The organism is Mycolicibacterium sichuanense (genome assembly GCF_033741125.1).
In the GTDB taxonomy this organism is placed as follows: Bacteria; Actinomycetota; Actinomycetes; order Mycobacteriales; family Mycobacteriaceae; genus Mycobacterium.
In genome coordinates this window covers 98871-111534 of record NZ_JAWQPU010000004.1, presented here as the reverse complement: position 1 = coordinate 111534, position 12664 = coordinate 98871, and the positions used below count along the sequence as shown (strand labels likewise).

Sequence of the window (12664 nt, the reverse complement as noted above, 5' to 3'; positions counted from 1 at the left end):
GCGGTGTACGGTGCGCTGGTGGCGGTACCTGACACCCTCGTGAGAGCCTTCCGGCCCCGCACCTCTGCCCCCAGCGTGGCGAACGTCCTGCGATCGGTGCTGTGGCCCATCGCGATCCTGTCGGTCATCCATCGCGGGTACGTGCTGGGCACCAACGGCTACATCACCGACGACTTCGGACCGGTGTACCGCGCGGTCGTGAACTTCAAGCTCGGGCTCGACATCTACAACGAGCACTTCGATCAGGTCGATCCGCACTACCTGTATCCGCCCGGCGGCACCCTGCTGCTCGCACCGTTCGGCTACCTGCCGGTCGACGCGGCCCGCTACTGGTTCATCACCTTCAACGCCGTCGCCGTGATCCTGGCCGCCTACTTCCTGTTGCGGCTGTTCAAGTTCTCGTTGTCCTCGGTGGCCGCCCCCGCGCTGCTGCTGGCCATGTTCTGCACCGAGAGCGTCACCAACACCCTGGTGTTCACCAACATCAACGGCTGCATCCTGCTGTGCGAGGTGCTCTTCTTCCGGTGGCTGCTGGACGGGAAGGTCAACCACCAGTGGCTCGCCGGCGTCGCCATCGGACTCACACTGGTGATCAAGCCATCGCTGGCTCCGCTGCTGCTGCTTCCGGTGCTTAACCGACAATGGCGCGCGCTGATCCCTGCGTTCGGCGTTCCGCTGCTGTTCAACGCCGCGGCCTGGCCGCTGGTTAGCCACCCGATGGACTTCGTGCGCAACACCGTGCCGTACATCTTCCGGGTGCGGGACTACTTCAACAGTTCGATCCAGGGCAACGGCATCTACTACGGCTTGCCACTATGGCTGATCCTGCTGCTGCGCATCATCTTCGGACTGCTGGCCGTTGGCAGCCTCTACCTGCTGTACCGCTTCTACCGGCAGCGCGACCCGTTGTTCTGGATGCTGACCTCATCCGGGGTCCTGCTGATCGCCACGTTCCTGGTGACCGCACTTGGCCAGGGCTACTACTCGATGATGCTGTTTCCGTTCCTGATGACCGTCGTGCTGCCGAACTCGGTGCTGCGCAACTGGGTGGCGTGGCTGGCGATCTACGGCTTCATGACGATGGACCGCTGGCTCCTGATCTACTGGCTGACCACCGGCCGGTTCCTGGAGTACATGAAGATCACCTACGGCTGGTCGCTGATGCTGGTCGTCGTGTTCTGCGTGCTGTACTTCCGGTACCTCGACGCCAAGGCCGAGGGACGCCTCGACGAGGGCATCGACCCGGCGTGGATGACGAAGGAACGGGACCGCGCTAGCGTTGAGGCATGACCCCCAGCTCGGAAGCCAAGGTTCGACTGACCGACGACGAGTGGCGCGCAAAGCTGACTCCGCAGGAGTTCGCCGTGCTGCGCCAGGCCGGCACCGAACGCCCCTTCACCGGTGAGTACACCGACACCAAGGCCGAGGGCGTCTATCAGTGCCGGGCGTGTGGCGCCGAACTGTTTCGCAGCACCGAGAAGTTCGAATCTCATTGCGGCTGGCCGTCTTTCTTCGATCCGGCCGATTCGGACGCGGTGATCTTGCGCTCCGATGACTCCGGCGGGATGCATCGGGTCGAGGTGCTCTGCGCCAATTGCCACAGCCATCTCGGACACGTCTTCGAGGGCGAGGGGTATCCCACGCCGACGGATCAGCGCTTCTGCATCAACTCGATCTCGCTGAAGCTGGTGCCGACGAGCTGAGGTACTGGTCGCGCAATTCCGCGGCGGTGAGCGGCGGGCTGTAGTGGAAGCCCTGCGCCACGTCGCAGCCGTAGTCGAGCAGGATCGTCCCCGTGGCCTTGTTCTCCACCCCCTCCGCGACGGTCGTCAAGCGGAGCACGTGCGCCAGATCCACCACGGCCCGCACCACTGCAGCCGCCCGGGCGTCGACCAACACCGGGGCGATGAACTGCCGATCCAGCTTGACCTCGTCGATCGGCAGCTCGCACAGGTAGCCGAGGGTGGAGTAGCCGCTGCCGAAGTCATCGATGGCGACTCGAATTCGGTGCGCGCGCAACCGTTCCAGCACGGTGCGGGTTCGGTCGAGGTTGCCGAGCAGGAGATCCTCGGTGATCTCGATGGTGAGCAGATCGGGGTTCAACCCGCGGTCGTGGAGTGACCGCAGGATGCGATCGGGCAGGGCGAGCTCGCAGAGCGAGGGCGCGAACACGTTCACTGCGATGGGCACCCGCAGCCCCTCGGCATGCCAGTGGGCGACGTCGTCGAGCGCCAAGCTGACGACCAGGTCGGTCACCGACCTCATCAGCCCGTGCTCGCGGACCAGCGGCAGGAACTGGTCGGGTTTGAGCATCCCGCGCTCCGGGTGCGGCCAGCGCACCAGGGACTCGACCCCCACCAGCGCGCCGTCGCGCAGCCTGAACTTGGGTTGGTGCACCAGGCTCAGCTCGCCGTGGTCGATCGCGCGGCGGAGCTGGCCGAGCAGCCGGACCGTTCCCGCGCCATTGCCTGCGGCTCCACCGAGTGCCGTGGTCGCCAGCGACGGTTCGGGCAGTTCGGCGAGGTGCATCTCCGCGTCGTAGGTGCGGACGCCGCCGGTCCGCGAGCGCTTGGCGGAGTACATCGCCACGTCGGCCTGCTTGAGCAGCACGTCCCCGGTGATCTCCGTCTCGTCGTTGGTCAGGGCGAGACCGATGCTCGGCCGTAGCAGCAGATCGTGGCCGTCGACCGGGAACGGCTCGTCGAAGGCCGCCATCACCAGGTGTGCCACGATCTTCGACTGCTCGGCCCTACCCTCCATCAGCACCGCGAATTCATCGCCGCCGAGCCGGACCACGGTGTCCCCGGTACGTACGCAACCCTGGATGCGTCGACCGACCAGCACCAGCAGGGTGTCGCCGGCGTGGTGACCGAGGTTGTCGTTGACGAGCTTGAAGTCGTCGAGGTCCAGGGACAGTACCGCCAACCCCTGGCCATCGCGCTGGTGCAATGCCATCGCGTGGGCCAGGCGATCGTTGAACAGGGTTCGGTTGGCCAGGCCGGTGAGCGGGTCGCGCATCGCCCGGTCGGCGACGGCAGCGAGCAACCGGCGATTCTCCTGGACGACGAAGAACTGCCGCAACAGCACCGCAGCGACGAGGACCACGGTCGACCCGAACAGCGCTGCCGTCCCGGGCTGGCGCAGATTGCTCGGCGCGCACACCACGGCGGCGAAGGCGACCGGAACGTAGGGAAGCCACAGCGCCGATCTGGTCGCTCCCTGGACCGACGGCATCGAGGTGGCCGGTTCGTGCATCGCGCTCAGACCGGCGGTGCCGATGACGACGAGTCCGGTGAGCCAGCCGACGTCGGCCATGGTGCCGCCGTGGTAGGCGTCGTGCGCGCTCAGATAGACGAAGGCGCTGTCGGACAGTGCCATCAGGACGACGCCGACCGTGAGCAGGACCAGTGCCCGGCGCCGGCCCTGGCGAACCCGGGTCAGCACCAGCACGGCCATCGTGATGACCACGACGTCGCCCGTCGGATAGAACAGCGACAGCCCGAGTGCGACGCGGTCGCTGCCACCCGCGTCGTACACCCCGTGAAGCACGACCACCCAGGCGATCTGGAGCAGGGCGGTGGCGGTGATCAGCCCGTCGAGGGCCAGCCGACTACGGGATGGCCCGTGCCGACCGCCGGTCAGCAGTGCCAATCCGACGCACGTCGCGATCGGGAAGACCACGTAGCCAGCGTCCGCGACCGATGGGAACGGTGGGATCTCGAACACCAGCTCGCATGCCATCCAGATGGCCGAACCGATCACCCAACCCACCAGACCGATGCCGATGAATCCCCACGCCAGTCGCTGCCGACCCGTGGCGCGGTGGGCGGCCAGCAGCACGCACACCGCGGCGAACACCGCGAAACCGAGGCAGGCCACGTTACCGGCTATGCGCAGCGTCGACTGGCTACCGCCACCGACGATGAACCACGTACAGAGTGCGACGAGGAAGGCGCCAGCGGCCCAGGCCACCCCCGTCATCCTCGCCATCTGCCGAGGCTAGCAAAAACGACCGGTTTCGGGGAACGAGTATGAAATTCAAGGGGAATGCCTTCATCGAGCGTCCCAGCGCCGGCCAGGGACCAGGTCTGCTCCTGCCAGCAAACTCATGGCAGGACCTGCGCCTTAGGGAAGGCGGGCGACGAGCTCCTCGGCGCCGACCCGAGGACCGGTGAAGAACGGCGTCTCCTCGCGCACGTGTCGTCGTGCGTCGGTGTAGCGCAGCTTCCACATCAGCTCGACGATGCGGCCGAGATCCGGTCCCTCGAACGCCAGGATCCACTCGTAGTCACCGAGCGCGAACGCCGGCACGGTGTTGGCCCGCACGTCGGGATACTCCCGTCCCGCCATGCCGTGCTCGACGAGCATCTTGCGGCGTTCGTCGTCGGGAAGCAGGTACCACTCCAGCGATCGGACGAACGGATACACGCACACGTAGTCACCGGGATCCTCGCCGGCGATGAAGGCCGGGACGTGACTCTTGTTGAACTCGGCAGGACGATGCAACGCCACCACGCTCCACACGGGGTCGCTGACCAGGCCCAGCGACGTCCGCCGGAAGGCACGATAGGTGGCCTGCAGGTCCTCGACTCGTTCGGCATGCGTCCAGATCATGAAGTCGGCGTCGGCGCGGAACCCGGCGACGTCGTACAGACCGCGGACGACGACGCCGTTCTCCTCCTGCTGCTTGAGGAACGTCGCGACGTCGTCGGCGACGGCGGCTCTGTCCTCTCCCAGGGCCTCCGGCTGCACGGAGAATACCGAGATCATCATGTATCTCGTCATGGAGTTGAGGGCGTCGTAGTCGAGCTTGGCCATGGGAACCATCGTGCCACGCGGCCCGCGGTTCCCGGCGGGTCGGTCAGCGGCTGGTCTGGCGGGCGACCGTCGCCGCGGCCAGCGCCGCAGCCGCCCGGCCACCCGAGGCCACGCACGCAGGCACGCCGATGCCGTCCAGGTAACCACCGGCCACGGCGAGGGTCGGCGGGAGACCGGCCCGGATCTCCGCGACCAGCCCGGCGTGGCCCGGGCCGTACTGCGGCATGGCGTCGATCCAGCGCTGCACGCGGCAATCGACCGGTTCGGTGCCGATTCCGAAGAGCGCGGCCAAGTCCGCCGCCGCCCACGCGAGCAGATCCTCGTCGCCGACATTGCGCGCCAGGCCGTCGCCGAAGCGGCCGAAGGACAGGCGCACCAGCTCGACGTTGCCGCGCCGGCCCCACTTGCGTGAGGTGAAGGTCATCGCCTTGGCGTGCAACCGCTCCCCCGCGGCGGCGAGCACGCCGGAGTTCTCGGGCAGTGGTGTGCCGCCAGGAAGTGCAAGGATCGCCAGCGCAGCGGACGCGACCTCGATTCGCCGTGCCGCCGCCGCCGACCTCGGGGCGACGCCCTCGATCAGCGCCGGCAACCGCGGAGCGGGAACGGCCAGTACCACCGCGTCGGCGTGCCAGCGCCTGCCTTCGTCATCGGTCAGGCTCCAGCCGTCCGGCCCGCGCGCGACGCTCTGCACCGCGACTCTGGCCCAGTCGATGCGAGCCTCGCGGACCAGGGCCTCCAGCAGGACGGCATATCCCCCGTCGACCGCCCCGAAGACCGACCCACCCGTTGGCGGGGGCAGCGCCGCCCTGACCGCGTCGGTGAGACTCGGGGCGCCACCGTCCAGTGCCGTCGCCAATGTCGGTGCGGCGGAACGCAATCCGATGGTCGACGCCGAACCGGCGTACACACCCGCCAGCAGTGGGTCGACCGATCGGGTGACCACCTGCTCGCCGAAGCGGTCACCGACGAGCTCGGCGACGGTCGGATCGGCACCCGGGCGCCAGGAGAACGGACGGGACTGCTCGGCGGCGATCCGAGCGAACGTCACGCCGTCGACCAGGCCCTGGACCGACGACGCCTCGGCGGGAATGCCCCCAAGAGTGCCCTGCGGCATGGCGTGCAACCGGCCCCCGGCGAGGATCAGCGGCCGCACGCCCGTCGTTCCGATCTGCCGGTTCGACAGACCCAGCTCGGCGAGCAGTGCAGGCACCTCGGGTCGTCGTGCGACGAACGCCTCGGCGCCGACGTCCACCGCCTGGCCGCCGATCCGCTCGGTCCTCAGCACCCCACCCAGCCGGTCGGCCGGGTCGAACAGGGTGATCGCCGCGCCGGGTCCCGCCGCCAGGCGCAGCCGGTAGGCAGCGGTCAGGCCGGAGATGCCGCCTCCGACGACGCAATACGACGGCGCCGACGACGGGACACTCACAACGAATGCACCAGGGCGACCGCCTCGGTGACGATGCCCGGATCGGTGGGCGGCAACACGCCGTGCCCCAGGTTGAACACGTGCCCGGTGGCTCCCGCGTCCACGGCCCGGCGACCGTCGTCGACGACGTTGCGCACCGCCCGCTCGACCACCGGCCACCCCGCCAGCAGCACGACCGGGTCGAGGTTGCCCTGCAGCGCGACCCCCGGTCGCACCCGGCCCGCGGCATCGGTCAGCGACGTGCGCCAGTCCACGCCGACCACGGGCGCATCGGCAGCGGACACGGCCTCGGACATGGCGCCAAGGAGTTCGGCGGTACCCACGCCGAAGTGCGTCATCGGGACCCCTTCACCGGCGAGGGCCTCGAACACCCTGGTGCTGTGCGGCAACACGTAGGAGCGGTAGTCGGCCAACGACAACGTGCCCGCCCACGAGTCGAATAGCTGGATCGCATCCACCCCAGCGTCCAGCTGGGTGCGCAGGAAGCCGATCGTGACGTCGGTCAGCGCCGTCATCAGCTCGTGCCACAGCTCGGTCTCACCCAGCATCATTGCCTTGGTGCGCTCGTGGTTGCGGCTCGGGCCGCCCTCCACCAGATAGGAGGCCAGCGTGAACGGGGCGCCCGCGAACCCGATCAGCGGGACGTCGCCCAGCGCCGCGACCAGCAGCGACACCGCGTCGGCGACGGGGGCGACCCGCTCGCGCTCGAGGGGTCGCAGCGCCGCCACGTCGGCGGCGGTGCGGATCGGGTGGGCAATCACCGGGCCGACGTCCGGCACGATGTCCAGATCGATGCCCGACGCCCGCAGCGGCACCACGATGTCGGAGAACAGGATGGCGGCGTCCACACCGTGCCGGCGGACCGGCTGCAGGGTGATCTCGGTGATCAGCTCGGCGTCGAAGCAGGCCTGCATCATGGTGTTCTTGGCCCGCAGCGCGCGGTACTCGGGCAGCGACCGGCCAGCCTGCCGCATGAACCACACGGGGACACGGCTCGGCTTACGGCCTGCGGCCGCGGTCAGATAGGGCGACTCCGGCAGCTCACGACGGGTATTCATCAGCCCCCATGCTGCCATGCGGCAACCCTTCGGCGCGCCTTCGCGGCCCCTTGCCCGAATCAGCTAGCGTCAAACCCCATGACCACCGTCGAGCCGGCTCAGTTTCGGGCTGCGGTGGAGGCGATGAACGCCACCACCGTCCGGCCCGAGATCGAGCTTGGCCCGATCCGGCCGCCCCAGCGCCTGGCGCCGTACAGCTACGCCCTCGGCGCGGAGGTCCGCCACCCCGAGACGGCGATCGTGCCGGAGCGATCCGACGACGACGCCTTCGGGCGACTGATCCTGCTGCACGACCCCGAGGGCGCGGAGGCCTGGGACGGGACCATGCGCCTGGTGGCCTACATCCAGGCCGATCTCGATTCCAGCGAGGCTGTCGATCCGCTTCTCCCCGAGGTGGCCTGGAGCTGGCTGGTCGACGCGCTGGCCGCTCATCAGGACCACGTCACCGCGCTCGGCGGCACGGTCACGGCGACCACGTCGGTCCGGTACGGCGACATCTCCGGGCCGCCGCGCGCCCACCAACTCGAGCTCCGCGCCTCCTGGACGGCGACCACCCTGGAACTCGGACCCCATGTGCAGGCATTCTGCGAGGTGCTCGAACATGCGGCCGGCCTTCCGCCCACCGGGGTCACCAACCTGGGCGCACGTACGCGCGCGTGACATGACGGACGGCTTGCCCACTGGTGACGCCGGCCCCGACGAGGCCGCGCGCGAAGACGACACGGAAACCGGCAACGACTCGGTCGAGCCCACCGGACCCGAGCCCACCCCGCTGCTGGCTCCCGCCGACGGCGTTCCCGACGTTGCGGTGACGTCCGACGAGATCCTGGCCGCGGCAGAGCAATTGGTGACCGGACACGGACCGTTCGCGATCGACGCCGAGCGGGCGTCGGGCTTTCGCTACTCCAATCGCGCCTACCTGATTCAGATCCGGCGCGCGGGCGCGGGCACCGTCCTGATCGACCCCGTGGGCCACGGCGAGGATCCGATGATCGTCATGGCGCCCCTGGCCGACGTGCTGGATACCGACGAGTGGGTACTGCACGCCGCCGATCAGGACCTGCCGTGTCTGGCCGAGCTGGGCATGGTGCCACCGCGGCTCTACGACACCGAATTGGGCGGGCGGCTGGCCGGTTTCGACCGGGTGAACCTCGCGGCGATGGTGCAGCGACTGCTCGGCCTGCAGCTGATGAAGGGCCACGGCGCCGCGGACTGGTCCAAGCGCCCACTGCCGGCAGAGTGGCTGAACTACGCGGCGCTGGACGTCGAGGTGCTGCTCGAGCTGCGGAACGCGGTTGCCGCCGAACTGGAATCTCAAGGCAAGACCCGTTGGGCTGCAGAGGAATTCGAACACCTGCGGACCTACGTGGCCGCGCCGACGCGACGCGATCGGTGGCGCAAGACCTCGGGGATCCACAAGGTGAAGAACCCGAGAACCCTCGCCGCAGTCCGCGAGCTGTGGACCACGCGTGACCTCATCGCGCAGCGGCGCGACATCGCACCGGGGCGCATCCTGCCCGACGCCGCCATCATCAATGCCGCCACCAGCGACCCAGAGACCGTCGAGAAGTTGGTCTCGCTGCCGGTGTTCGGCGGTTCCCGTCAGCGCCGCAGTGCAGGAGCCTGGCTGGAGGCACTGGCGCGGGCCCGCAAGACCGACGACCTTCCGAGGGCGTCCGAGCAGCAGACCGGACCTCCACCCGCGGTGCGATGGAGTCGCCGTAAGCCCGAGGCAGCCGAACGGCTCGAGGCGGTTCGCGCGGGGCTCAACGAACTGTCACGACGGGTTTCGGTGCCCACCGAGAATCTCCTGACCCCGGAGCTGGTGCGACGGCTGGTATGGGACTGGCAGCCGGTGCCCGACGCTGCCGCAGCCATCGAGGCGTTCCTCTCCGAGGCAGGGGCCCGGCCGTGGCAGCGCGAGCTGACGGTGCCGGTGATCGCCGACGCACTGACGACGGCAGTGGCGCCGCCCGAGGACCCGCAGGACTGATCGCCCCGCGCGGTCAGCGCGTCCGGTCGATGCGGTCGGTCTCCGCCGCCTCGTTCACCGCGCTGCCCAGCGCCGCCACCCACCCGGTGATCTGACGGGCGACGTTCTGGTCGGTCAGGCCGATCTCGGCAAGGATCTCATTGCGCGAGGCATGGGCCAGGAACTCCTGCGGCACGCCGACGTCACGGCACGGCACGTCGATCTCGGCGTGGCGCAACGCTGCCGACACCGACGATCCGACACCACCGTGCACACCGCTGTCCTCGACGGTGACGACGAGTTTGTGTGCCTGGGCCAGCGGACCGAGCACCGCGGGCACGGGCAACACCCAGCGGGGATCGACGACGGTCACGCCGATGCCCTGATTGCGGAGCCGTTCGGCCACCGCGAGAGCCATCGAGGCGAACGACCCGATCGCGACCAGCAGCACGTCCTGAGACAGCCCATCGGTGGGCACCGCCAGCACGTCGATGCCGTCGTGGCGCTCGAGAGCCGGGATGTCCTCGCCCACGTCGCCCTTCGGGAAGCGGATCGCGGTCGGTCCGTCCTTGATCTCGAGGGCCTCGCCGAGTTCCTCGCGCAGTCGCGTGGCGTCGCGGGGAGCAGCGACGCGCATGCCCGGCACGATGCCGAGGACCGACATGTCCCACATCCCGTTGTGGCTGGCGCCATCGGGGCCGGTCACGCCGGCGCGGTCCAGCACCAGGGTGACGGGCAGGCGGTGCAGGGCCACGTCCATCATGACCTGGTCGAACGCCCGGTTCAGGAACGTCGAGTAGATCGCCACCACGGGGTGCATGCCACCCATCGCCAGCCCCGCCGCCGAGGTGACGGCGTGCTGTTCGGCAATGCCGACGTCGAAGAAGCGGTCGGGATAGCGGGTGCGAAAGGCGCTCAGACCCGTCGGGCCGGGCATGGCCGCGGTGATCGCGACGACGTCGCGGCGGGTCGCCGCCCGCTTGATCAGCTCGTCGGAGAACACCGAGGTCCAGCCGGGCGCGGCGACGGACGTCGCCAGGCCGGTCAGCGGGTCGATGATTCCCGTCGAGTGCATCTGCTCGGCCTCGTCGGACTCGGCAGGCCCGTAGCCCATGCCCTTGCGAGTGGCGACGTGCACGATCACCGGGGCGTTGAACCCGCGGGCGTGGCGCAGCGCCGCCTCGACGGCGTGCTCGTCATGGCCGTCGATCGGACCGACGTACTTCAACCCCAGGTCGGTGAACATCACCTGCGGCGACAAGGCGTCCTTGATGCCGACCTTCACACCGTGCATGCACTGGTAGCAGAACTCGCCGATGAGCGGGAGTCCGCGGACGGCCTTGCGGCCCTCCTCCAGGAGTCGCTCGTACCCCGGCTGCAGCCGCAGGCCGGCCAGGTGATCGGCGAACCCGCCGATGGTGGGCGCGTAGCTACGTCCGTTGTCGTTGACGACGATGATGACGGGGCGGCGCGACACCGCGATGTTGTTGAGCGCCTCCCAGCACATGCCGCCGGTCAGCGCCCCGTCGCCGACCACGGCGACCACGTGCCGGTTGCGGTGTCCACTCAGCTCGAACGCCTTGGCAAGCCCGTCGGCATAGGACAGCGCGGTGCTCGCGTGGCTGGATTCGACCCAGTCGTGTTCGCTCTCGCTGCGCGACGGGTAGCCCGACAGGCCGCCCTTCTTGCGGAGGTCGTCGAAGTCGGCGCAGCGTCCCGTCAGCATCTTGTGGACGTAGGCCTGGTGGCCGGTGTCGAAGATGATCGGGTCGTGCGGCGAGTCGAAGACCCGGTGCAGGGCTAGCGTCAGTTCGACGACGCCCAGGTTGGGGCCGAGATGTCCGCCGGTTGCAGCAACCTTGTGGATCAGGAAGTCGCGAATCTCCGCCGCGAGCTGGTCCATCTGCGACTGCGAAAGGTGCTGCAGATCTGCGGGGCCGCGGATCTTAGAGAGCATTGGGCCAGTTTACGCACGGGTAGCCCGGCCGGCCCGTCAAGCCTCGTAGACGTCGGGCACACCGTCGGCATCGGCATCGGTGGTCTCGAGCACCGCGATGCGTCGATACGCGGCATTGCGGCTGACCAGGACCACGGCGGCCAGCACGCCCGCGACGACCGACCCGGTGAGCACCCCGATCTTGACGTCGGCACCCGTCACCGTCCCGTAACCGAACGCGAGTTCGCCGATCAGCAGCGACACCGTGAACCCGATGCCGGCCAACATCGCGACACCGAGCACGTCCCGCCAGGCGAGGTCGTCGTCGAGGCTCGCGTGGGTGAATCGCGCCAGCAAGAACGCCGTCGACCACACCCCCACCGGCTTGCCGAGGACGAGGCCCGCGATGACGCCGATGGTGGCGGGATGGCCGAGGGCGTCCCCCAGCCCGCTCCAGCCGCCGACGGTCACCCCCGCGGCGAAGAACGCGAAGACGGGCACGGCGAACCCCGCCGACAGCGGCCGCAACCGGTGCTCGAAGGATTCGGCCGACGCATGCCGGCCGAGCACCGGGACCGCGAAGCCGAGCAGCACACCGGCGACCGTGGCGTGGATACCGCTGGCATGCACCAGCGCCCACGTCGCGACCGCCAGCGGCAGGAGCACCCACCAGTGCCGGATCCCCCGCTGCACGGCCACCGCGAACAACCCTCCTGGCACCAGCGCGAGCGCTAGCGGACCCACCGCCAGGTGATCGGTGAAGAACACCGCGATCACGGTGATGGCCAACAGGTCGTCCACCACCGCCAGGGTCAGCAGGAACGTCCGCAGTGCGGTTGGAAGGTGGGTGGACAGCACGGCCAGCACGGCGAGCGCGAAGGCGATGTCGGTGGCGATCGGTACCGCCCAGCCATCGAGGTTCTCGGGGTGCCCGGTGACCAGGTTGACCGCGAGGAAGATGCCGGCCGGAACGACCATCCCGCCCACCGCGGCGGCGATCGGGAGCGCAGCACGGGCGGGGTCGCGCAGATCACCCGCCACGAACTCGCGTTTGAGCTCCAACCCCACGACGAAGAAGAAGATCGCCAGCAGACCATCGGCGGCCCAAGAGGCGACGCTCAGGTGCAGGTGCAGCCGTTCGGGCCCTACGGTGAACTCCGAGACCGCCCGGTACGCCGACGCCCACGGTGAGTTCGCCCACACCAGGGCCAGCCCGGCCGCGACGAGGAGCAGGATTCCGCCGACCGTCTCCCGGCGAAGCGTCTCGGCGAGCCGGTTGGCCTCGGGCCAGGAACCACGGGTGAATAGGCGTCTGCGGAGTGCATCGGCGGGATCGGTCACGTTTCCCCTCGGGTGGACAGCATCGAAGCGCCGCCGACCAGACTTCCCGGCACACCACGTGCCACCCTAGCGGGAAGGGATCGGCACCGTCACCGCTGGCGTACGTGGGCCAG

General features: G+C 69.1%; 10 protein-coding genes. 4 read left to right on the top strand and 6 right to left on the bottom strand.

Annotated features, from left to right (window positions below; genetic code table 11):
* The first annotated feature begins 3 nt into the window (after nucleotides 1-3).
* Nucleotides 4-1290, top strand: coding sequence for an arabinofuranan 3-O-arabinosyltransferase (gene aftC, locus SBI80_RS13830; RefSeq protein ID WP_318975363.1), 1287 nt, complete (start codon nucleotides 4-6; stop codon nucleotides 1288-1290).
* Entirely contained in the window at nucleotides 1287-1703 is a 417-nt protein-coding gene (gene msrB / locus SBI80_RS13825; protein ID WP_318975362.1) for a peptide-methionine (R)-S-oxide reductase MsrB, read from the top strand. Before aftC ends, msrB begins: the two co-directional genes overlap by 4 nt.
* Here msrB and SBI80_RS13820 read toward each other — a convergent pair.
* From SBI80_RS13820 to hemE, 4 genes are all read right to left on the bottom strand, one after another.
* Nucleotides 1666-3990, bottom strand: coding sequence for a putative bifunctional diguanylate cyclase/phosphodiesterase (locus SBI80_RS13820; protein ID WP_318975361.1), 2325 nt, complete (start codon nucleotides 3988-3990; stop codon nucleotides 1666-1668). The genes msrB and SBI80_RS13820 overlap by 38 nt on opposite strands.
* Nucleotides 3991-4125: 135 nt before the next feature.
* Nucleotides 4126-4818, bottom strand: a complete 693-nt coding sequence (hemQ, locus tag SBI80_RS13815; protein ID WP_318975360.1) for a hydrogen peroxide-dependent heme synthase — start codon at nucleotides 4816-4818, stop codon at nucleotides 4126-4128.
* 43 nt (nucleotides 4819-4861) lie between these two features.
* Entirely contained in the window at nucleotides 4862-6244 is a 1383-nt protein-coding gene (locus SBI80_RS13810; RefSeq protein WP_318975359.1) for a protoporphyrinogen oxidase, read from the bottom strand.
* Nucleotides 6241-7302, bottom strand: a complete 1062-nt coding sequence (gene hemE, locus SBI80_RS13805) for a uroporphyrinogen decarboxylase (RefSeq protein WP_318975755.1) — start codon at nucleotides 7300-7302, stop codon at nucleotides 6241-6243. The genes SBI80_RS13810 and hemE overlap by 4 nt, the downstream gene beginning before the upstream one ends.
* A 78-nt stretch (nucleotides 7303-7380) precedes the next feature.
* On the opposite strand from hemE, the gene SBI80_RS13800 reads away from it, so the two are divergent.
* Nucleotides 7381-7962, top strand: coding sequence for a DUF3000 domain-containing protein (locus tag SBI80_RS13800; RefSeq protein WP_318975358.1), 582 nt, complete (start codon nucleotides 7381-7383; stop codon nucleotides 7960-7962).
* Nucleotide 7963: 1 nt separating this feature from the next.
* Nucleotides 7964-9295 (top strand): HRDC domain-containing protein, encoded by a 1332-nt coding sequence (locus tag SBI80_RS13795; protein WP_413232720.1) that lies wholly within the window; start codon nucleotides 7964-7966, stop codon nucleotides 9293-9295.
* A 13-nt stretch (nucleotides 9296-9308) separates the two neighbouring features.
* On the opposite strand, the gene dxs is transcribed toward SBI80_RS13795, so the two are convergent.
* Both dxs and nhaA read right to left on the bottom strand, forming a co-directional pair.
* Nucleotides 9309-11231 carry a 1-deoxy-D-xylulose-5-phosphate synthase gene (gene dxs, locus SBI80_RS13790; protein ID WP_318975356.1) on the bottom strand — a complete coding sequence of 641 codons (1923 nt, stop codon included), beginning with the start codon at nucleotides 11229-11231 and terminating at the stop codon, nucleotides 9309-9311.
* A gap of 36 nt (nucleotides 11232-11267) precedes the next feature.
* Nucleotides 11268-12551 (bottom strand): Na+/H+ antiporter NhaA, encoded by a 1284-nt coding sequence (gene nhaA / locus SBI80_RS13785; RefSeq protein ID WP_318975355.1) that lies wholly within the window; start codon nucleotides 12549-12551, stop codon nucleotides 11268-11270.
* Nucleotides 12552-12664 lie beyond the last annotated feature (113 nt).